We start from the raw sequence: 21,196 nt of genomic DNA on the forward strand, positions 1-21,196 counted from the left end.
ATAGGAAAACGCTATGTAGGCTCAAACGGGGAATACATGCACGTTTACGGGGGGAAGCTTCAATGTCCGGCAGTTCAGGAGTTTGGCATGTGCACGCGCTCGATAAATTCGAACAGGACAGCCGCAGGGTCACTGTCATAGGTGCCGGAATTTCCGGCCTCGTGACGGCGTACGAGCTGGAGCGGCTCGGCTATCGCGTCGAGATCCTCGAGGGCAACACCCGTATCGGTGGGCGTATCCACACCCACCGGTTCGGCGACGCCCCGGGCGCACCGTCCGTCGAACTGGGCGCCATGCGCATTCCGACCCACCACCACAACACCCTGGAATACATTCGGCGGATGGGCCTCGAGGGCAAACTCCGCGCCTTCACCACCCTGATGTCGGAGGAGAACGCATTCCTCCAGACGGCCGCGGGCTTCATCCGCATCCGGGACGCGGCCGGGCCGCTGCGCGAGAACTTCCGGCGTGAGCTGGAGCGTCATGTGCCCGGCCACCGGTACGACCGCGGCACCATCGTCTTCGGGGCGTGGCTGACGGCCATCGTCGACGCCATCGCTCCGCCGGACCTGCGCGAGGCGCTCCGCGAGGACCTGCGCCGCCAGTTGCTCGACCTGGTGGCGCGCGTCGATCTGAGCGGACACCTGCGCGGGCCGGACCGCGACCGGGTCGACCTCCACTCGCTGTTCTCCGCCCACCCGGGCATCCGCGCCGGCTGCAGCGGCAGGCTCAACAGCTTCCTCGACGACATCCTCGCCGAGACCAGCCCCGACCTGCTGCGCCTGGACGGCGGCATGGACCAGCTGACGGACCGGCTGGCCTCGCGGATCCGCGGCCACATCTCGACGGGCCGCCGGGTGACGGGGATCGACGTGCGCGGCGACCACGTCCTGGTCCACGTCCGCGCCGGCTCCCGCACGATCGTCCACCGCTCGGACTTCGTCGTCAGCACCGTCCCCTTCCCCGTCATGCGCCGCATGCGCCTCAGCGGCCTGGACGAGGACAAGCTGGCCGCCCTGCGGGACGTGGTCTACTGCCCGGCCACCAAGGTGGCCTTCCACTGCCGGGAGCCGTTCTGGCGGCACGGCGGCATCCAGGGCGGCGCCTCGTTCACCGGCGGGCGCATCCGGCAGACGTACTACCCGCCCGCCGACGGCGATCCGGGCCGGGGGGCGGCCCTGCTGGCCAGCTACACCATCGGCGACGAGGCGGCCCGGCTGGGCCGGATGTCGGCCCGCCGCCGCCACCGCGTGGTCCTGGAGGAGCTCAGCGTCGTCCATCCCGAACTGACGACCCCCGGCATGGTGCTGGGCGCCGTGAGCATGGCCTGGGGGGACTACCCCTGGAGCGGGGGCGGTTGCGCCACGCGCTGGGGGAAGAACGCCGCCGAGTGCGAGGAGGAGCGCATCCGGGCCGCCCGCCCGGTGGGCCGGCTGTTCTTCGCGGGCGAGCACTGCTCCACGGCGCCCGCCTGGATCGAGGGAGCGATCGAGTCCGCCCTGTGGGCCGTCGAGGACGTCGAGCGCTTCCGGCCGGCCCACCGCCGCGCGTCCGTCACCGGACGGCCCAACACCGCGGGAGCTCTGTGATGAGCGTCTTCGACCTGCCGAGGCTGCACTTCGCCGGCACCGCCGTCACGAAGCTGCCGACCGGCCCGCGCAGCGGGCTGGTCGACCTGGCCGCCAACCGCGCCCTGACCGACGACGGGCCGTTCCCCGCCGACCGGCCCGCCGCCGAGTACCACGCCTATCTGCAGCGGCGCGGTCCCCGCTTCGACGCGTCGGGGCGGCCCTGCCCCGACGGGGAGTTCAGCCTCGCCAAGGGCTGGAACTTCGACGGCAACGGCCACTTCCTGATCGACGCCCGGATCGTGTCGGCGCAGGTCGCCGACGGTCCGCCGGACACCACCGACCCGGTCGTCGGCCGCGGCGTCGACGTCTGGGGCCACTACAACGACTACCTGCGCACCACCGTCAACCGCGCCCGGGTCTTCGACCTCGACCCCGCCTCCCGGTGGACCACGGCCCTGATGATCGGCCGGTTCGGCTTCGGCCGCCTGGGGCGCTCGCACGACGACGGCTATATGCTCACGGGCCCGGTCGGCGGCCTCCAGCCGCCGCGCTGGGTGGACTTCGGGCACATCCTGGACGTGGGCGACCACATCCTGGCCCCGCAGCTGCGCTACAGCGCCGTGCACCAGTTCGTGGTCACCGACCGGGACGCCCCGGACGGCCCCGACGGCGGCGGGCACGGGCCGCGGTGGCTGCCGGACGCCGGGCTCTCCCCCGCCGTCGGCGCGCTGCGCGAGGCCGTCGAGGAGGCCGACGGCCTGGTCGTACGGTTCGCGCTGGACAACATGGCCTCCCCCCTCGTCCCCGACGCACCCGGCCACTGGCGGGTGCGCGGGACGATCGCCCCCTGGTACGCGCACGAGCTGCGCACGTACCCGGCCGGCCGGCTGCTCGCCCCCCGCGCGGGGGCGGGCGGCCCGCTGCACCACCTCACGGTCCACCTGGCGCACGGGCGGGCCGGGCTCGACATGATCACCGCGGTGCCGGTCACCGGCCGCGCCGCACAGGCGGGGCCCGGCCCGCTGCACCGGCTCGGCCCGCCCCTGGACGCCGGCGACCTCGAACTGCGCACGGCCGCCACGGACCGGCTCGTGGCGCGCGTACCGGCCGCCGCGTACACCGGGGACGACGCGAGCACCGCGGGCCTGGTCACCGTGGCCGCCGAACCCGGCTGGGAGGCGGCCGCCGACGAGGCCCTGTGCCTGACCGGCACGGGAGGCGACGGGCGGCGGACGACGCTGCTCACCGAGCGGGAGGTCAACGTCCAGAGCGACGAGGCCCTGGTGGTGGTGCACCACCGCGGCCGCGACAGCGACCACCCGGTGGAGGTACCGCTGCGGTCCTACGTGCGCGGCCGCCCGGCGAGCGCCGGAGTGCGCGTACGGCAGTACTTCAACCCCCGCGCCCTGCCGGCCGACGCCGTCGCGGGCGGCCCCGGGGCGCGGTGCGGCGACGCCGTCGTGCTGGGGATGCGCGGCGGCGACGGGGCGTACGCCGAGGACTGCGTCGTGGAGACCGACGACCACGGCCACGGCCTGCTCACCCTGCGCGGCGAACGGGCCGGCACCTGCCGGGTCCTGCTCTCCACCGGCCCCGCCGACCGGCCGGCACCCGCCGGCCCCGGCGGGCCGGGCTCGGCCTGGGCGGCGTACGACGACGAGGACGCTCTCGGCTACTGGGCGGGCGCCGGCTCCCTGGCCGTCCGCGTCCTGCCCGACGACTGGCACCTGGACGACATCCCCCGTGACAGCGTCGACTTCGAGCTGCTGCACCGGGAGATCTTCGCCTACTACGAGCACGTCTCCTCCTTCATGCGCTCGGAGGTCTTCAGCCTCGCCGACCGCTGCAAGGTCGAGACGTACGCGGAGCTGGTGTGGCAGATGTGCGACCCGAGCAACAAGGCGAAGACGTACTACATGCCGCCCACACGCGACCTCTCCGACCCCAAGGCCCGCCTGCTGCTGGCGTATCTGCGCAACCAGCAGGCCCGGGTGCGCCCGCCCCTGACCGTGCCCGCCGTGCTCGACCGGGGCCCGGCCATCGCCACCCGCGGCGAGCTGTGGACGGTGCTGAAGCAGGCGGCCACCCTGGAGCTCGCCGTGATGCTGCAGTACCTGTACGCGGCGTTCTCGGTGCCCACCCACGGCGCCGGCCGGGAGTACGTACGGCGGGGGCAGTGGACGGCCGAGCAGCTGGAACTGGCCTGCGGGCAGGGCGGGGCGACGCTGGACGACGGGATCCGCGGCGTCCTGCTGAACGTGGCCCGCGAGGAGATGATCCACTTCCTGCTGGTCAACAACATCATCATGGCGATGGGCGAGCCGTTCCATGTCCCGTCCATCGACTTCGCGACGATCAACAGCGAGCTGCCGGTGCCGCTGGACTTCGCGCTGGAGGGGCTGAGCGTCGGCAGCGTGCAGCGGTACATCGCCATCGAACAGCCGGCGGGCCTGACGCCCGAGGTCCGGCGGGAGGGCGGCACCCGACTGGAGGCGGTCCGCCCGCTGGGCTTCTCCTGGGGCTCGGTGAGCGAGCTCTACGCGGGCATCCGCGAAGGGCTGCAGCGCGTCCCGGACCTGTTTCTGGTGGAGAAGGGGCGCGGCGGCGGAGAGCACCACGTGTTCATGCGCGAGTCGGTCAACACCGTCCATCCGGACTACCAGTTGGAGGTCGACGACCTCTCCAGCGCCCTGTTCGCCGTCGACTTCATCAGCGAACAGGGCGAGGGCGGCGTCCTGGGCTCCGCCGCGCCCTCGGACACCTCCCACTTCCACAGCTTCCTGCGCATCGGCGAGTTGCTGACCACCGAGCGCGTCGCCGGGCCGCACGGCCGGCTGGTGCCCTGGAGCCCCGCCTACCCGGTGCTGCGCAACCCCACGCTGGGGGCGGGCGACGCGGCCAAGGACCAGATCACCGACCCCGAGGCGCGCACGGTGGCACGGCTGTTCAACCGCTCGTACCACCTGATGCTGCAGCTGATGGTGCAGCACTTCGGGGAGAGTCCCGACGGCAGCCTGCGCCGCTCGAAGCTGATGAACGCCTCCATCGACGTGATGACCGGTGTGATGCGCCCGCTGGCGGAGCTGCTCGTCACGATGGAGTCGGGCCGGCGCGGCCGCACGGCCGGCCCGACCTTCGAGCTGGACGCCCCGCCGTCGTTCGGCCCCCGGCCCGACGTGGCGCGGCGCTCGCTCGCGCTGCGCTTCGACCACGTGGCGGCCACGGCCGGAAAGTGCGGGCCGGTGCCCGCCCAGGTCGCCGACATGACGGCCTTCTACGCCGACTTCTTCCGCCGGAGTGGGGAACAGCCATGAGGAACTACGACACCGATGTGCTGATCGTGGGCGCGGGCCCCGTCGGCATGGCGCTGGCCCTGGACCTGGCCTACCGGGGCGTCGACTTCATCGAGGTGGAGGCCTCCGACGGCACGGTCGCCCACCCCAAGGTCGGAACCGTCGGCCCGCGTTCGATGGAGCTCTTCCGCCGCTGGGGCGTCGCCGGCCGGATCCGTACCGCCGGCTGGCCCGGCGACCACCCGCTGGACATCGCCTGGGTCACGGCGGTCGGCGGCCATGAGATCCACCGCCTGGACTTCGGCACGGTCGACGGCCGCCCGGAGCTCGCCCACACCCCCGAGCCGGAGCACCCGTGCCCGCAGCACTGGCTGGCGCCCCTGCTCATGCGGGAGGTGGGAGTCCACCCGGACGGCCCGCTGCGCCTGCGGTGCCGGCTGGACGGCTTCACCCAGGACGCCGAGGGGGTCAGCGCCACGCTGACGGACCTGACGGACGGCGGGGCCCGCCTGACCGTCCGGGCCCGCTATCTGGTGGCCTGCGACGGCGCCGCCTCGCCCGTGCGCAAGGCGGCCGGCATCGAGGCGCCGCGCCGCCACGCCACCCGCGTCTTCCGCAACATCCTCTTCCGCGCCCCCCGCCTGCGCGGCCAACTGGGCGACCGCAACGCCCTGGTGTACTTCCTCACCCGGCCGCCGGCGCTGCGCTTCCCGCTGCGGTCCATGGACGGGCAGGGGCTGTACCGGCTGACGGTGGGGGTACGGGAGGGGGAGCCCGCCGTGGACGGGGACGCCCTGGCCATGGTGCGTGCGGCCATCGCCCCCGAGACGCCCGTGCAGATCCTCTCCGAGAACGTCTGGTACCTGACCCATCGCGTCGCCGAGCGCTTCCGCGACGGCCGCGTGCTGCTCGCGGGCGACGCCGCGCACACCCTGTCGCCGTCCGGGGGGTTCGGCATGAACACCGGCATCGCCGACGCCGCCGACCTCGGCTGGAAGCTCGCCGGCGAACTGGCCGGCTGGGCCGGACCGGGGCTGCTCGACGCGTACGCCACCGAGCGCCGCCCGGTGGCCGAGGGCAGCCTGGAGGAGGCCAACGTCCATCTCATGCGCACCATGCGCCGGGAGCTGCCGCAGGAGATCCTCCTGGACTCGGCCGAGGGCGCCAGGGCCAGGGCGGAGCTGTCGGCCGGGATGGAACGGGGCGGGGTGCGCCACGAATTCGACTCCCCCGACGTGCACTTCGGGTTCCGCTACGCCTCCCCGCTGATCGCTGGCGGGGGCGAGGGCGACTGGCGCACACGGGCCGTGCCGGGGGCGCGGGCGCCGCACGCGTGGCTGGGCGAGGGCGCCTCGACGCTCGATCTCTTCGGCCGCGCCTTCGTGTTGTTGTGCTTCACCGCGGCGCACGGCACGGAGGCGGCGGAGAAGGCGGTGCAGGACGCCTTCGCGCGGCGGCGCGTCCCCCTGGAGACGGTCCGGCTGGAGGAGCACCGCCCGGTGGCGGAGCTCTACGGCAGCCCGTACGTACTCGTGCGCCCGGACGGGCACGTCGCCTGGTGCGGCGCCCGGCTGCCCGCGGACCCCGGGCCGTGGGCGGACAGGATGCGAGGCGCGTGATGGATGACGGGAACCCGACGGGCCTGGCCCCCTTCCGGACGGCGGACGTCGACCTCGAGGACCCGTACCCGCTCTACCGGCGCTACCGGGAGGGCGACCCGGTCCATCTGTCCGACGACTCCTGGTACCTCTTCCGCCACGACGACGTGGCGCGGGTGCTGACCAGCCGGGGCTACGGGCGCGGCGCGCCGCCCGCCCGGCTGCCCGAGGAGTGCCCCCACCTGCGGCGGACCACCGCCAACTGGATGGTCTTCATGGACCCTCCGCGGCACACGCGGGTCCGCGCGCTGGTCGCGAAGGCCTTCACGCCGCGGATCGTGGAGGGGCTGCGTCCGCGTGTGCGGCAGCTGGCGGCCGATCTGGTCGCGGATCTGGCCCGGTCGCCCACCGCCGACCTGGTCGACGGCTTCGCCGCGCCCCTGCCCATCCTGGTCATCAGCGAGCTGCTGGGCGTGCCCCGCGAGGACCGCCCCTGGTTCCGGGCGCAGGCCGTGGACCTGCAGCAGGCCACCAGCTCGCGCGTGGCCCGGCGGGCCGACGCGTTCCGGGTCGCGGACGCCGCCGCACGGGAGCTGGAGGCGTACTTCCGCGCCGAGCTGGCCCGCCGCAGGGCGGGGCGCAGTCCGAACGCGGCGGATCTGATCGCCGCCATGCTGCACGCGGAGGAGCAACTGCCGCTCGGGGACGACGTGCTGGTCGGCACGTGCATCCACCTCCTCACGGCGGGCCACGAGACGACCACGAACCTGATCGCCAAGGGCCTGCTGGCGCTGTTCGCCCACCCCGACGAGCTCGCCCTGGTGCGCTCGCGGCCGGAGCTGATGCGGGAGGCGGTGGAGGAGCTCGTACGGTACGACTCGCCCGTGCAGATGATCAGCCGGTGGGCCCGCGAGGACGACGAGGTGGGCGGGCGGCGCGTCCCGAAGGGCGCCAAGGTCACGCTGGTGCTGGGCTCGGCCAACCGCGACCCGGCCCACTTCGACGCCCCCGACCGCCTGGACGTCCGCCGTGACGCCCGCCGGCACACCGGCTTCGGCATGGGCGTCCACTACTGCGTCGGCGCCCCGCTGGCACGTGCCGAGGCGGAGATCGGGCTGGGCGAGCTGCTGCGGGGCCTGCCCCGGCTCGCCCTGTCGGAGGAACCGGTGCGGTGGGCGGACGACTTGGTCTTCCACGGCCCGTCGCGGCTGACGGTACGGACGCGGGGCTAGCGGACCCCGGCCGGCCGTTCCCGGTGCGGGGGCGGCCGGCCGTCAATCCGGAACGTTGCGGGTGACCGGTCCCGCGCGCCATGACTACCTTGCCGATCGTTCGGCTCGCTTGATCATCTCAAGGAGGAGTCATGGCAGGGAAGTCTGTCCGGGCAGGACTGGCGGCCGCGCTCGGCGCGGCGTGCGCGATGCTGGTCGTGCTCCCTTCGGCGGCGCAGGCCGCGCCCGCGGCCGCCGATCCCCACGCCGACACACTGGCGGCACTGAAGACGTTCCAGGCGGCCGCGGGCCCGGGCGCCGGCGTCCACGCGGGTGACGCCACGAACTCCTGGAGCCTTTCCGTCGGTACCGGCACCATCAACACCAACGCCCCGGTCCAGCCGAACGAGCACTACCGCATCGGCAGCCAGACCAAGACCTTCACTGCGGCCACGGTCCTGCAGCTCGTCGACGAGGGCAAGGTCTCGCTGGACGCGCCGATCGAGAAGTACCTGCCCGGCGTCGTCGCCGGCAACGGCTACGACGGCAACGCCATCACGGTGCGGCACCTGCTCCACCACACCAGCGGGGTCGCGGTCTACGAGCCGTTCTCCACGCCGCCCGCCCGTAATCCGGACGGCACGTACTCCCTCGAGGCGCTGGTCCGGGAAGGACTCAAGCGCCCCCCGGCCTCCGCGCCCGGCACCGCTTTCCTGTACTCCAACACCAACTACCTGATCCTCGGCATGCTCGTCGAGAAGACCACCGGGATGCCGGTGCACAAGGCCGTCACGAACCGGATCATCACGCCGCTCGGCCTGACCCGGACCGTTTTCCCGGCCCCCGGCGACCACTCCCTGCCCACCCCGGCGGTACGCGGGTACCACGGGGTGCGGATCGGCGGAGTCTCCTTCTGGTCCCGGGTCCTCGACTACGACCCGTCCGTCTTCAGCAGCGCCGGAGCGATGATCTCGACGGAGGAGGACCTCACGAAGTTCTACCAGGCACTGATCGGCGGCAAGATCGTCTCTCCGGCCGCCCTGGCCGAGATGGAGAAGACCGCGGGCGCCGAATTCGGGGGAACCGGTTACGGGCTCGGGCTGCTCAGGCGCGACCTGCCCTGCGGCGGGTCGGCCTGGGGTCACAACGGCATGGTGCCCGGCTACTACACCCAGACGATGGTCACCGCGGACGGCCGCCACGTGTCCGTGGTGACCAACGCCCACCTCGCGACCAACGCCCCCGTCGCGCAGATGGACAAGGTCGTGACGACGGCCCTGTGCGAGAACCGCTAGGCGGTCCCGCCCGGAAGCGAAACCGCCGCCTAGCTCTTGCGGACGAACCAGCGGTCCAGATAGGCGTCCAGCTCTTGGTGGTCGCCGGCCCGCGCCCGCAGGCCGATGTGGCCGTCGGGCCGGACGAGGAGCAACGAGCCGCGCCGCAGCGGTGCTTTGCCGCCGCCCTGGGGCGGCTGGACGCGGAACACCTCGGCGGGGACGGGGAAGCGGCCGACCGCCCGGCGCAGCTCCTCGGCGGCGTCGGGCGCCGGCCTGCGGTCCGGGATCTCCAGCAGGGTCCAGCGGTCGTAGGAGAGCAGGTCGTGCAGCCGGCGCTCCCGGCCGCCGTGGGTGACGGTCACGTCCGGCAGCCGGTCGCCGGCGCACAGGGCGCCCCGGCCGCCGCGCCCGGCCCCGTCGGTCGACAGCTCGCTCGCGCGGTGGTGGCGGGGGAGCTCGCTGAGGACGGCGCGGCCGCGCCGGTGGAGGCGGTCGCTGGAGAGCACCGCCGGCCCCAGGAAGCGCATCGCGGCCAGGGTGAGGACGGAGGGCGGCAGCTCCATCGCGTTGCGGCGCATCTGCCGGATCACTTCCTGTGCGATGCCGCGCTGTTCGTGGGAGTAGGTGTCGAGCAGGGAGTCGGTGGCCCAGCCGTGGTGCACGGCGGCGAGCTTCCACCCGAGGTTGTGTGCGCCCCGGAGCCCGGTGTTGAGCCCGCGCCCTCCGATCGGGGCCCACATGTGGGCGCTGTCCCCGGCGAGCATGGCCGGTCCCTTGCGCAGGGAGCCGGCGACCCGGTCGTGGAAGCGGGCCCGGTTGTACCAGGGCGGGACCGTCGGCATCAGAGCGGTGGCGGGGTCGTGCGTGGCCCTGGCGACGAGGTCGCGCATCTCGTCGACGTCCGGCGGTGCCACGCGCTGGGGGTCGGGGTCGTCGAGGAAGCTGAAGAAGCGGTAGCCGCCGCCCGGGCGGGGGGAGGCGATGAGGCACACGCGGTGCTCGAGGAAGAAGTAGGTGGTGTCGGGGGCGGTCGGGAACTTCCAGTCGGGCTTGGCGTTGATCTGTACGGCCTGCAGGTCGACCCGGCGTTCGCCCTCGAACGGCACGTCCATCGTCTTGCGCACGAGGCTGTGGGCGCCCTCGCAGCCCACGACCCAGCGGCAGCCGATGGTCTGCAGCCGGTCGCCGGGCCCGCGCACGTCGACCTCGGCGCCGTCGACGCCCAGCCGGAGCGCCACCGCCTCCGCGTCCCAGCGCACTTCGGCCTCCAGCTCCCCCAGCCGCTCCACCAGCAGCCGCTCGATGGCGATCTGCTCGATGGCCAGGGGCTGGGGGAAGGCCGTGCCGGTGACCTGGGTCTCGTGACCGCCGACGCGGCGCCCCCGCACGTACACCTCGGCCTGGCGCAGGCTCAGCCCCTGGTCCAGGAACCGGTCCGCGCAGCCGAGGTCGCGCAGGACCTCCAGGGCCCGCTGCCAGATGACGCTGGCCCGCACCTCCCGCTTGGTGCTCGGCTCCTTCTCGAGGACGACCACGTCCAGGCCGTACTGGCGCAGCGCGATGGCCAGCGCGAGACCCGTGGGCCCGGCCCCGACGACCACGACGTCCCGGCAGAAGTCACTCATCCAGGTCTCCCCCGTGCGGAACGGCGGGTGGCCCGGCCGACGCGGCCGCCCGCCCCTTCATCCCTCTTCGACGCTCTTCATGGTCCGGGATGAAGGGGTGGGTATCAATGGGGCCTATTCTCCGACATTAGCCCTTTCGTACGAACCACTGGTGTATGTACGTTTCCAGCTCCTCGGCGCTGTCGGTGCTCAGCCCGATGTGCCGGTCGGGGCGCACCAGCACCAGCGCCCGGCCGGGCAGGCGCCGCTCCCCCTCCCCCGGGTCCAGCCGCGGCCGGAAGACCTCCACGGGCAGCGCACAGGCGCCGGTCACCGCGCGCAGCCGGCCCTCGTCCACGCCGCGCGCCCGCGCGCCGGGGGCGACCAGCAGCGTCCAGCGGTCGTAGGAGAGCAGCTCGTGCAGCCGGCAGCGGCGCCCCTCCACGGTGACGGGCCCGTCCGGCAGCCGCTCGCCCGCCTCCTCCCCCCGCGACAGGGCGCTCTCCCGGTGATGCATCGACAGGTCGCTGAGCATGGTGCGTATTCTCTGCGCGAACCACCGGCTGCGCGTCAGCCGGGGCCCGATCACACGCATGCCCAGGAGCGTCGCCGCGGTGGGCGGCAGCTCCAGGACGTTGTGCCGCATCTCCCCCATCACCTTCTGCGCCGTGAGCCGCTGTTCGGTGGCATAGGTGTCGAGCAGGGCGTACGGGTCGGCGGCCCAGCCGTTCAGGGCCGTCGCGAGCTTCCAGGCGAGGTTGTGCGCGCCGCGCAGCCCGGTGTTGAGCCCGTGCCCGCCGATGGGCGCCCACAGATGCGCGCTGTCGCCGGCCAGCAGCGCCCGGCCGTCGCGCAGCGAGCCGGCGACCCGGTCCTGGAAGCGGGCCCGGTTGGTCCAGCCGGGTTCGGTGGGCACCAGATGGACGTCGGGGTCGTGCGCGGCGTCGGCGACCAGGTCCCGCATCTCCGCCACCCCCGGCGGCTGCACGACCGAGGGGTCCGGGTCGGTGCGGAAGCAGAAGAACCGGTGCCCGCCGCCGGGGCGGGGGGACACCCCGAGCGAGATGCCGCGTTCGAGGAAGAAGTAGGTGAGGTCGGGAGCGTAGGGGTACTTCCACTGCGCCACGGCGTTCATCTGCAGGCACTGCAGGTTGGGCCGCCGTGCGCCCTCGAACGGGATGCCGAGCCCCTTGCGCACCACGCTGCGCGCCCCCTCGCACCCGACGACCCAAGCGCACCGCACGGTCCGCGGGCTTCCGTCCGTGCTCCGCAGATCGACCTCGGCCCCGTCCGGGCCCGTCCGCACCGCCACGGCCTCCGTGGACCACTCCACCTCGCCGCCCACCGCCGCGAGCCGCTCGCCGAGCAGCCGCTCCACGGCGTCCTGCTCGATCGACAGCGGATGGGGAAACTCCGTCCCCCCGCAGCCGAAGGTCATCCCCCCGACCCGCCGCCCCCCGGCGTGAATCTCCACCCGCCGCAGCCGCAGCCCCTGCTCGATCATCTCCTCGGCGCACCCGAGGTCGCCCAGCACCTCCAGCGCCCGCTGCCACACGATCCCCGCCCGGGCCTCCCGCTTCCCCCGGTCCGCCTTCTCCACCACGGCGACGTCCACCCCGTACTGACGCAACCCGATGGCCAGGGCCAGCCCCGTGGGCCCGGCCCCGATGACCACGACATCGCGGTAGTCGTTCACTGGCGTCTCCCCCCTGCCCGGCGGCGGACGACACCGCCGCCCCTGCCCTCATCGTGTGGCACGGCAAGAGCGGACTCAATGGGGCAGGTCCTTACTTTTCTCCCGGATCCGCACCACCCGCGGGCTCGAACTCGCGCAGAGCGTCCTCGAGCGTGCCGAGCGTCTCGTCGGCAAGGCCGTGCAGGAACTCCGGGCACACCCATGCGTCCAGCGGCACGTCCTCGTGCTCCGTCTCGTCCTCCTCGTTCCACCCGTGGTACTCGGAGATCTCGGCCCGCCCGCCGGGGCTGCGCAGCAGATAGCCGACCTGGTTCACCCAGTCGGGGTCGCCGGTGTCGGGGTGGTCGCCGGCGGCGTGCGGGCAAGGACGGTCGTCCAGGAGGGGAACGGCCGCCTCGATCCCCGCGATCATCGCGTCCAGCACGGCGCGATCGGTGACCCGCTCGGAGGCCGCGTACCAGCAGGTGGCGTTCATCGTGACGAAGAAGCCGGCCAGTTCACCGCGGGTGGGGCGGACGAGGGGTTCGTCGGCCTCGAAGATGAGCTCCTCGTACGGGTCGCAGTAGGGGTAGTCGTTCACGATTCCCGAGAGGGTGCTGATGCGGCTGTGGTGGTACTTCGGCGCCCCGACGGGTATGCGCCGCACGGTGAACGGCGCGATCACGTCCGCGGCGAGGCGCGCCCACCCGGCCACGTTGGCGGGGCAGAGCACGCGCTCGGCGTCGGCGCCGCCGTCCGCATCGCCGTCCGCATCGCCGTCCGCGTCGCCGTCCGCGTCGCCGTCCTGGCCCGGGAGCTCGCCGGTCAGCAGACCAGCCCCGCAGGCCCGGATGTCGTCCTCCAGCGACCCCGTCTCCCTCTCGTACGGATGGAGGTCGTGGGAGCAGGGGCGCGCACCCAGCTCCTTCGCCGCGGCGTGCAGAGCCCCGAGCGCCGCCTCCTCAGCCGCCCGCCCGGGCCGCCAGGAGAGATACCCGGACATCGCGACCAGCCCGGCCACCCACACCCGGGCAAGCTCCCCGCCCGGCTCGGCGGCGAGCCTGCGCGCGCACTCCATGACCAGGGGGTCCGCCTCGTCCGCGGACGAGATCTTGTCGATGCGCCGCCAGGCGTCGGCGAGCTGTTCAGGGGTGAGGCCGGTCATGTCGATCATGAAGTGCACGACGACACCCGGACCGGCGCGGTTCCGGTTCCCGCGAGGAAAACCGGCTAGGAGAGTGAGCCTCCGTTGCGGGGAGCACAGCCGATCGTTTCCCCGAGTGGCCAGCAGCTTCTCCGTATTCCTCCCGAAGAATGGGGTTCACCGTGCGTTCTGCGCACCCTCGGAGCCGGTGGAAGGTCATTGTCGCCGGTGTCACCTCGGCCGGCCTCGTGGGCTTGCTCCAGACTCCGGCCGCCCCCGCGTCCCACGACCGCCGCCAAATCTCCGATTGCCTGGGCAAAGAGGACGGCTACGACCGCGGGCTCTTGCGGAACAACAAGGAATGGGCGCGGGCCGAGAACCGCCGCCTGGGGTACGGCAGGTACGCGACGTGCCGTTTCGTCATCACGCACAGGTCCAGGTACGTGGATGTCGGCCAACGGGCCGTGTCGGACACCTACGGCGCCTGCGCCGGCCCCGCATGGAGTGTCGAGCTGCTGGTCAACGAGTCCGTGGCCAGGTCGAAGGCGATGTCGCGCGAGAGGGAGAGGGTCAGAAAGCGGGAGCGGTCGATCGAGAAGGACGTCTCGGGGCTGATCTCGGCGGCCATTGCGGGCGTGCTGGACATCAGCCTCGGCCGCGACGTCACCGTAGGCCGCCTGGAAGGCGAAGAACACGGGCAGCGGCACGGTGAGACCACCGAGTGGACCGACAGCAGAACCGATGAGAAGAAGAACATCGTCAGCATCCCCGAGGGAAAGAGGGTGTACCTCCAGTCCGCTCCATGGCTGCGGAAGAGCTCCGGCTACCTGGAGATGAGCTACTGGGAGGGCGGGTCCGACGGTCGCGGCAGAGCCGTGAAGAAGATCGACCTGACGACCCATACCCCGGCCCTGAGAGCGAACAAGAAGCCGCGCATGGACTATCAGACCCGCTGGATGGACTGCCCCAAGAAGAAGTGACCGCAAGGCCCGCCCCCTCGGCCCTCACCGAGGCCCGGGAAACAGAAAAACCCCAGCTGAGCTGGGGTTTTCTCTGTGGTGTCCGAGGGGGGACTTGAACCCCCACGCCCGATAAAGGGCACTAGCACCTCAAGCTAGCGCGTCTGCCATTCCGCCACCCGGACTAGGTGTCTGTCTTCGCGGGGCGTTCCCCGCGGCGACATGGATAACTCTATCAAGGTTTCGGAGTGCCTTTCACCAGGGATTTCTTCCGCGCCATAGGGTTCAAACATGCACAAAGAGGGACACTCCCCCGCAGCGAGTGCCGCCCGTCGGAGGCCACGGCCCCTTTCACCGCTGCGGGAGCACCTGCGGGACACCTTCTGGTTCGCGCCGACCGCCGGCCTGGTGGGGGCGGCGGTGCTGGCGATGGGGGTGCTGGAGCTGGACAACCTCGTGGTGCGGGAGCTGCGGGAGGAGGGGGAGTACGGCGAGGTCGAGTCGCTGATCGCGATCGCGGACGACATGAAGACGATCATCACGACGGTGGGCTCGGCGATGCTGACCTTCATCGGCGTGGTGTTCTCGATCTCGCTGGTCGCCCTGCAGATGGCCAGCGGCCAGTTCTCGCCCCGGGTGGTGCGGCTGTACGTGCGCAGCCGGATCACGAAGTGCACGTTCGCCGTCTTCCTGGCGACGTTCCTCTTCGCCCTGCTGGTGCAGGCCTCCTACGAGGGGAACGAGGACCCGCGGACCGTGTCCACGGTGCCGGTGTTCTCCAGCGTCATGTGTGTGCTGATGGTGCTGCTGAGCCTGGGGCTGTTCATCGCCTATGTGAACTCCACGCTACGGCTGATGCGGATCAGCCATGTCATCGACCGGATCACGCGGGAGTCGTTCCGGGTGCTGGACCGGCACGGGGTGGCGGACGCCGGGCGGCCGGGGCTGCCGGAGGCGGGGGCGGAGGTGCGGTACCGGGGGCGGGCCGGGGTGCTGCGGGACGTGCACATCGCGCGCCTGGTGCGGGCCGCCCGGCGGCAGGGAGTCGTGCTGCGGCTGATTCCGCGGATCGGGGACTTCGTCGTCCCCGGCACGCCCGTACTGGCGGTGCACGGAGGCGCCGTGGCGCCCCCGCAGCGGGCCCTGCGCTACACCGTCTCGGTGGGAGTGGAGCGGACGTTCCACCAGGACCTGGGGTTCGGGCTGCGGCAGCTGTCGGACATCGCGCAGCGCGCCCTGTCGGCGGCCGTGAACGACCCGACGACGGCCGTCCAGTGCCTGGACCGGATCGTGCAGATCCTGGCGGCGGTCTCCGGGCGGCCGCTGGGCGCCCTGCACCACTGCGACCGCAAGGGCGCGGTCCGGCTCGTTCAGGACGTACCGGAATGGGCCGACCTCGTCGACCTCGGCTTCGCGGAGATCCGGGGCTGCGCCGTCGGCAGCCCCCAGGTGACCCGGCGGCTGATGGCCGCCCTGGAGGACCTGGCGCGGCTGGCGCCCGCCGAGCGGCGCGCGCCGCTCGAACGGCACCGCACGCTCCTGGAGCAGGCCGTGGAGCGTACGGTGCGCGAGCCGGCCGACCGGGACTTCGCGCTGCGGCCGGACCGGCAGGGCATCGGCTGAGCCGCGGCGGCTACGGCATGAGGTGGTAGTCCGGGAAGTTGCCCGGCACGCGCTCGTCCGCCGCCGTCCCCCGTGTCACGGCCCTCACCAGCAGTTCCCCGCCGACGAACGCGCCCCGCCACGACGCCCCGAAGCCCCCGAAGAGCTCCTCGCGGTCGCCGCGGGAGCGCGGCGTGCCGTGGCCGACCTTGAACGCGCGGATCTGTGGGGCCAGCCGCTCGTACACCGCCGGGTCGTCGCAGGAGAGGGTGGCGACGAGGGCGCCGTTGCTGGCGTTCATGGCGGCGAGCAGCTCGGCCTCGGTGTCGACCAGCACGATGGTGTCGACCGGGCCGAAGGGCTCGGCGTGGTGCAGCGGCGAGGTGGAGGGCGGGTTGAGGAGGGTGACGGGCGGGACGTACGCGCTGGTGTCCTGGCCCGGCAGGAAGCGGCCGGCGGCGAGGTCGCCGCGGTGCAGGGGGATGGCGCCCCGGTCGACGGCCTCGGCCACCTGGTCGCCGAGCTCCTTCGCCTTCGCCGCGTTGATCAGGGGGCCGAAGTCCAGCTCGGGCAGGGGCCCGGCCGGGTCGGGGACCGCCAGCGGGTGGCCCAGCGTCACCTGGCGCACGGCCGGGAGGTAGTGGGCGAGGAAGTCGGCGAACGCCGACCGCTGGACGACGAAGCGCGGGTAGGCCGTGCAGCGCTGCTTCGCGTAGTCGAAGGTCTTGCGGATCTGCGGGGCGAAGGCGTCCCAGTCGGTGAAGTTCCAGACGCCCCAGGTGTTGAGGCCCTCCTGTTCCAGGATGTGGGGCTTGCCCAGGTCCGCGACCGCCGTGGCCACCCGCGCGCCGGTGTCCCGCCCGCCGACGAACGACACGCAGCCGATCTCCGGGGCTCGCACGAGCGCTTCCGACAGCTCGCCGCCGCTGCCGCTGACCAGGGTGACGGGCAGCCCCTCGCGGGTGGCCAGGGCGCAGGCCAGGGTCAGGCAGGCCACACCGCCGTCGGTGGGCGTCTTGGCGATGACCGCGTTGCCGGCCAGCGCCTGGACGAGCATGGCGTGGACGAGCACGCTCATCGGGTAGTTCCAGCTGGCGATGTTGCTGACGGGGCCGGGCAGCGGCGAACGGCCCGCCATCATGCGGTCGATCTCCGCCACGTACCACCGCACGCCGTCGATCGCCCGGTCCACGTCCGCCCGGGCCAGCCGCCATGGCTTGCCGATCTCCCAGACGAGGAGCAGCGCGAGGAGGTCGCGGTGCTCGGCCATCGCGTCGAGGGCCGCGCCGACCTGTGCCTTCCGGTCGGCGAGCGGCACCTCGCGCCAGGCCCGGTGCTGGTCCAGGGAGGCCCGTACGGCGAAGTGGGCGGTGGCCGCGTCGAGGCGGGGCGGGCCGGCGATGGGGGTGCCGTCGACCGGGGTGGTGGCGGGCAGCGGGCGGCCGTCGGCCTGCCAGGCGCCGTTCCAGAGGTTGAGGACGCGGTCGAACCGGAAGGCCTCGGGGGCCACGGCCTGGCAGCGCTGCCAGGCCGTGGCCCACTCGGTGCCGGGTTTGAGGGTGAAGGTGGGTGCCATCGGTGATCTCCGCTCTCGGTGCACGGTCGGGGCGGGGAATTGGCGCTTCCTACCGAACGGTAGCCACGGGGCGTACGGAAGGTGAGGCGCCTGCCGTCGATGAGGCCCACGTCACGTGCCGGCGCCCGGCCGGGCGCCTGGCGCCCCGCGCGCACCCGCGAGAATGAACCGTCCACCGCACCAACCCACCGACACCGGGACTGATCGACATGGGACGGGTCACCGAACGACGCCGCGTCATCCGCATCCGCGACGGGGCCGTCGCCACCCGCCCGGACACGCTCGTGGCCGAGGAGCCGCTGGAGATCCGGCTGAACGGCAAGCCGCTCGCCATCACCATGCGCACCCCCGGCGACGACTTCGCGCTGGCGGCCGGGTTCCTGGTCAGCGAGGGGGTGCTGGGCAGCGCGGACGAACTGGCCAACATCGTCTACTGCGCGGGCGCCACCGACGACGGCTCGAACACCTACAACGTCGTCGACGTCCGCCTCGCGCCCGGCGTGCCCGTCCCCGACATCACCCTCGAGCGCAACGTCTACACCACCTCCTCCTGCGGCCTGTGCGGCAAGGCGAGCCTGGACGCGGTGCGCACCACCGCCCGCTGGCCCGTCGCCGACGGCCCGACGGCCCTGCGTCTGAAGCCCGAACTCCTCGCCACGCTCCCCGAAAAGCTGCGCGAGGCCCAGCGCGTCTTCGACCGCACCGGCGGCCTGCACGGAGCGGCCCTGTTCTCGGCGGACGGCGAGCTCCTGGACGTACGGGAGGACGTGGGCCGGCACAACGCGGTCGACAAGCTCGTCGGCCGCGCCCTGCAGCAGGGGCTGCTCCCGCTGTCGGGGGCCGTGCTGCTGGTCTCCGGCCGGGCGTCGTTCGAGCTGGCGCAGAAGGCGGTCATGGCGGGGATCCCGGTGCTCGCCGCCGTCTCGGCGCCGTCGTCGCTCGCCGTCGACCTGGCCGCCGAGACGGGCATGACGCTGATCGGATTCCTGCGCGGTGCGTCGATGAACGTCTACGCCGGGGAACAGCGCGTCGTGCTGGACTGAGGGAGGTCGGGAGCCGGGGCGGTCACGGGCGGCCGTGCTTGCAGCCGCCGGGCCGGCCGCGCCAGCGGCCGCCGAGCCTGCCGAGCACCCCGAACCGGTCCCACTCGTGGAAGATCTCCGCCCACGGACCGCCGACCTGCCGCAGGGTCCGCCGGATCTCCTCCACGTCCTCGGTGGACATCCGGCGCACCTCGGGCCGTAGCACCGAGGCCAGCAGGTCGGCGCGGATCTCCTCCCACAGCTCGCTCACGTCGGGCGCGGTGTGCCAGGCGACGAAGCAGACGGCGACGTACGTGCGCTCGCGGCGCAGCAGGCTGACCACGGCGGCGCTGCGCGCCTGGTGGGCGTACGCGCGCAGGAGGTGCCGGTCGTCGGAGTGGATGAGGTCGGGCAGTTCGCCGGGGGCCGGGGGCGGGTCCATGCAGAGCAGCCGGTCGGCGAGGGCTTCGCTGAGGCGTTGCTCGATGCCGGCTTCGAGCGGGGCGGCCTGGCGGCGCAGGCCGACCACGCGGGCGGTGTAGCCGGGCAGGGCCTCACCGGTCTCGAGGTCGCCGGCCTGTTCGAGGAGGAGCAGCGCGGCCCGGTCCCGCGGGGTCAGGTCGGCCCCGCTGACCAGGACGCTCTGGAGGAGGGCCTTGGCGAGGGCGGGGGCGGCCCGGTCGCCGGGGTCGCTGTCGAGGGCGGCGCGCACGAACGGCCGGGCGAGGCCGGCCGCCTGGTGCGAGGCCGCCGGGATCGTGTCGAGCAGGACGACGGCCTCTTCGGTCAGCAGCGGCTCGTCGCCCCAGACGAGCCGGTAGGCGGTGCGCAGGACGGAGGGGGCGTCCTGGTGCTCGGGGTCGGCGGCGTCGATGAGCTTGTGCAGGAGCGCGGGCCGGTCCTGGTCGTGGGGCGGTGGGAGCGGCTCGTGGTGGAGCTCGTGGTGAAGGGTGTCGGCGGCCGGTGTGCCGTCGGGGGCGGCTTCGTCCTGGGCGTAGCCCTGCTCGTGACCGTGGCCGTAGCCCTCGTCGTGGCCGTAGTCCTCGTCGTAGCTCTGGTCTTCGTCCTGACCGTCGTCGGAGTTGCAGGTGTAGCCGTAGCCGTGGCCGTAGCTGTAGTCGACGTACGGCGCGGAGTCCTCGGCCATGGCGGCGGCCATGCGCAGATGGGGGCGGCCGGTGAGGTCCGCGCCGGGGAGCTCGGAGGCGAGCAGATGGGTGAGGGCGCGGGGGTCCTCGGTCGCCGCGGTGCGGTCGAGGGCGTCGAGGACCGCGGTCCGCAGCGCGGGGTGGGCGTCGAGAGCGGCCCGTACGACCTTGCGGTCCGGTGACGCCTCGTCGAGGAGGGCGGCGGTGAGGCGGGCGGTGAGGACGGGCATGACGGCGCTGCGGTCCACTCTGAGCGCCTCGGCGAGGCGCAGGAGCGTCAGGAAGCGGACGAGCGGCGTCTGGGGGGTGTCGGCCGCGCGGTCCAGCTCCGTGCGCAGGTCGCGCCGGAGGGGGGCGAGGGAGGCGCGGGAGGACGTCGTGGTCGAGAGCTCGTCGGTGAGCGACGCGAGCACCGTCCACTCCTCGGGGGTGCGGTCCGTGCCGCCGGCGGCGAGGGTGGCGAGCAGCCGGCTCCCGTGGGGGTCGTCGAGGCCGTCGTGGGAGAGCTGTTCGCGGGCCCAGCGGGCCGCGGCCGTACGACCGTTCGAGTCGAGGGCGATGCCTTCGCGGGCGGCGAGCGCGGCCAGGCGCTCCGCCTCGTCGCCGGAGCCCCGTACCGCTCCGGCTCCCCCGCGGCGGGACGCCTCGGCGAACAACGCGGGCCGGCCGGCGAGCCAGATCCGGGCCGCGACGGCCGCCCAGAGGTCGCGTTCGGCGCGGGCGGGGCTGGAGGTGCCGCCGGTGCAGTCGTGGACGCGGTAGCGACGCTGGGCGGCGGCGGAGACGAAGTCGAAGTCGGCGTCGGGGAAGGCTCCGACGATCTGCTGTCGGGCGAGCATGGGGCGGCGGGTGTAGGTGGTGAAGGTGAGCCGGTCGGCGAGCTCGCGCGGCAGGACGGCGCTGGCGATGGCGATCCAGAACGCGGTCTGGGAGCTCTCCCGCTCGATGACGAGCAGCTGTGGGGCGTCGGGGGTGCGGAAGAGGGTGCGGACGTCCGCGAGGAAGTGCTCGAGGCGGTCCGCGCGGGCCTGGACGAAGTCGAGCAGCCCCTTCTTGTCGATGCGCCGTGCGGGGGTGAGCGCGGCCAGCGGCTCCGGCGCGCCGTCGCCCGGGGTCCGGTCGGCCCAGGACGGGGACTCCCACGCCTCGATGGGCAGCAGGCCGCCGGGCAGCCCGCCGCCCTCGGGCAGCCGCACGGCGTGGGCGTGGAAGTTGCCGTGGCGGCCGCCGCGGCCGGGGCCGGTGCGGATGGTCCGGCACAGCAGGCGGCTGCCGTCGGAGAGCCGGTTGTGGCTGAACGCGACGGGGAACCCGGCGAGTTCCTCGGGCGAAGGGCAGTCGGGGGCGTCGGTGGGGGGCTCGTAGCCGATCAGCTGCTCCGCCTCCCCCAGCAGGGTGATGGGCAGTTCGGGGCTCGCGGCGGTGAAGCGGAAGCCCGAGCCGTCCGGGCCCGCGGTGGCGGTGGAGGTGTAGTGCAGCTGCTGCAGATTCACGTGACACCCCGTTTCGCCTTGTT

The 21,196-nt window shown here is 73.2% G+C and carries 13 protein-coding genes and 1 tRNA gene; 8 read left to right on the forward strand and 6 right to left on the reverse strand.

Translation table 11 applies throughout. The annotated features are described in order from the left end of the window. Positions 1-62 precede the first annotated feature (62 nt). The 5 genes from ACIGXW_RS16510 to ACIGXW_RS16530 all read left to right on the forward strand — a co-directional run bounded on the left by ACIGXW_RS16510 (position 63) and on the right by ACIGXW_RS16530 (position 8,968). Entirely contained in the window at positions 63-1,589 is a 1,527-nt protein-coding gene (locus ACIGXW_RS16510) for a flavin monoamine oxidase family protein (protein ID WP_399573614.1), read from the forward strand. Beyond that, on the forward strand, positions 1,589-4,885 hold the full coding sequence (locus ACIGXW_RS16515; RefSeq protein WP_399573615.1) for a ferritin-like domain-containing protein: 3,297 nt from the start codon (positions 1,589-1,591) through the stop codon (positions 4,883-4,885). Before ACIGXW_RS16510 ends, ACIGXW_RS16515 begins: the two co-directional genes overlap by 1 nt. Then, on the forward strand, positions 4,882-6,483 hold the full coding sequence (locus tag ACIGXW_RS16520) for an FAD-dependent monooxygenase (protein ID WP_399573616.1): 1,602 nt from the start codon (positions 4,882-4,884) through the stop codon (positions 6,481-6,483). Before ACIGXW_RS16515 ends, ACIGXW_RS16520 begins: the two co-directional genes overlap by 4 nt. Continuing rightward, positions 6,483-7,694: a cytochrome P450 gene (locus ACIGXW_RS16525; RefSeq protein WP_360907482.1), complete on the forward strand. Its 1,212-nt coding sequence runs from the start codon at positions 6,483-6,485 to the stop codon at positions 7,692-7,694. Before ACIGXW_RS16520 ends, ACIGXW_RS16525 begins: the two co-directional genes overlap by 1 nt. Before the next feature lie 131 nt (positions 7,695-7,825). Further along, positions 7,826-8,968 carry a serine hydrolase domain-containing protein gene (locus ACIGXW_RS16530; RefSeq protein WP_399573617.1) on the forward strand — a complete coding sequence of 381 codons (1,143 nt, stop codon included), beginning with the start codon at positions 7,826-7,828 and terminating at the stop codon, positions 8,966-8,968. A 29-nt stretch (positions 8,969-8,997) separates the two neighbouring features. Here the strand turns inward: ACIGXW_RS16530 and ACIGXW_RS16535 are convergent, their stop codons facing one another. From ACIGXW_RS16535 to ACIGXW_RS16545, 3 genes are all read right to left on the reverse strand, one after another. Beyond that, positions 8,998-10,575: an FAD-dependent oxidoreductase gene (locus ACIGXW_RS16535; protein WP_399573618.1), complete on the reverse strand. Its 1,578-nt coding sequence runs from the start codon at positions 10,573-10,575 to the stop codon at positions 8,998-9,000. 127 nt (positions 10,576-10,702) lie between these two features. After that, positions 10,703-12,250, reverse strand: coding sequence for an FAD-dependent monooxygenase (locus tag ACIGXW_RS16540; protein WP_399573619.1), 1,548 nt, complete (start codon positions 12,248-12,250; stop codon positions 10,703-10,705). 91 nt (positions 12,251-12,341) lie between these two features. Next, positions 12,342-13,403 carry a hypothetical protein gene (locus ACIGXW_RS16545; RefSeq protein ID WP_399573620.1) on the reverse strand — a complete coding sequence of 354 codons (1,062 nt, stop codon included), beginning with the start codon at positions 13,401-13,403 and terminating at the stop codon, positions 12,342-12,344. Between the two features lie 224 nt (positions 13,404-13,627). Between ACIGXW_RS16545 and ACIGXW_RS16550 the strand changes: the two genes are divergently transcribed. Next, entirely contained in the window at positions 13,628-14,353 is a 726-nt protein-coding gene (locus tag ACIGXW_RS16550; RefSeq protein ID WP_399573621.1) for a hypothetical protein, read from the forward strand. A 76-nt stretch (positions 14,354-14,429) separates the two neighbouring features. Here ACIGXW_RS16550 and ACIGXW_RS16555 read toward each other — a convergent pair. Next, positions 14,430-14,517 (reverse strand) — tRNA-Leu (locus ACIGXW_RS16555). Positions 14,518-14,623: 106 nt separating this feature from the next. On the opposite strand from ACIGXW_RS16555, the gene ACIGXW_RS16560 reads away from it, so the two are divergent. Beyond that, positions 14,624-15,955: a DUF2254 domain-containing protein gene (locus ACIGXW_RS16560; RefSeq protein WP_399573622.1), complete on the forward strand. Its 1,332-nt coding sequence runs from the start codon at positions 14,624-14,626 to the stop codon at positions 15,953-15,955. Between the two features lie 10 nt (positions 15,956-15,965). Here the strand turns inward: ACIGXW_RS16560 and ACIGXW_RS16565 are convergent, their stop codons facing one another. Beyond that, complete coding sequence (locus ACIGXW_RS16565; protein WP_399573623.1) at positions 15,966-17,510, reverse strand: aldehyde dehydrogenase family protein; 1,545 nt, start codon at positions 17,508-17,510, stop codon at positions 15,966-15,968. A gap of 209 nt (positions 17,511-17,719) precedes the next feature. Between ACIGXW_RS16565 and fdhD the strand changes: the two genes are divergently transcribed. Beyond that, positions 17,720-18,553 (forward strand): formate dehydrogenase accessory sulfurtransferase FdhD, encoded by an 834-nt coding sequence (gene fdhD, locus ACIGXW_RS16570; protein ID WP_399573625.1) that lies wholly within the window; start codon positions 17,720-17,722, stop codon positions 18,551-18,553. Positions 18,554-18,575: 22 nt separating this feature from the next. On the opposite strand, the gene ACIGXW_RS16575 is transcribed toward fdhD, so the two are convergent. Further along, the gene (locus ACIGXW_RS16575; protein WP_399573626.1) at positions 18,576-21,173 is read right to left on the reverse strand and encodes a GTPase-associated protein 1-related protein; all 2,598 of its coding nucleotides are present in this window, start codon (positions 21,171-21,173) and stop codon (positions 18,576-18,578) included. Between the last annotated feature and the right edge of the window lie 23 nt (positions 21,174-21,196).

The organism is Streptomyces sp. NPDC053079 (genome assembly GCF_044546695.1).
Lineage (GTDB): Bacteria > Actinomycetota > Actinomycetes > Streptomycetales > Streptomycetaceae > Streptomyces.

Excerpts from the sequence above, each read along its gene's own strand:
- ACIGXW_RS16520 (WP_399573616.1), top strand. The coding sequence starts at position 4,882 with ATGAGGAACTACGACACCGATGTGCTGATCGTGGGCGCGGGCCCCGTC.
- ACIGXW_RS16560 (WP_399573622.1), top strand. The coding sequence starts at position 14,624 with ATGCACAAAGAGGGACACTCCCCCGCAGCGAGTGCCGCCCGTCGGAGG.
- ACIGXW_RS16535 (WP_399573618.1), bottom strand. The coding sequence starts at position 10,575 with ATGAGTGACTTCTGCCGGGACGTCGTGGTCGTCGGGGCCGGGCCCACG.
- ACIGXW_RS16545 (WP_399573620.1), bottom strand. The coding sequence starts at position 13,403 with ATGATCGACATGACCGGCCTCACCCCTGAACAGCTCGCCGACGCCTGG.
- ACIGXW_RS16530 (WP_399573617.1), top strand. The coding sequence starts at position 7,826 with ATGGCAGGGAAGTCTGTCCGGGCAGGACTGGCGGCCGCGCTCGGCGCG.
- ACIGXW_RS16565 (WP_399573623.1), bottom strand. The coding sequence starts at position 17,510 with ATGGCACCCACCTTCACCCTCAAACCCGGCACCGAGTGGGCCACGGCC.
- ACIGXW_RS16525 (WP_360907482.1), top strand. The coding sequence starts at position 6,483 with ATGGATGACGGGAACCCGACGGGCCTGGCCCCCTTCCGGACGGCGGAC.
- fdhD (WP_399573625.1), top strand. The coding sequence starts at position 17,720 with ATGGGACGGGTCACCGAACGACGCCGCGTCATCCGCATCCGCGACGGG.
- ACIGXW_RS16510 (WP_399573614.1), top strand. The coding sequence starts at position 63 with ATGTCCGGCAGTTCAGGAGTTTGGCATGTGCACGCGCTCGATAAATTC.
- ACIGXW_RS16515 (WP_399573615.1), top strand. The coding sequence starts at position 1,589 with ATGAGCGTCTTCGACCTGCCGAGGCTGCACTTCGCCGGCACCGCCGTC.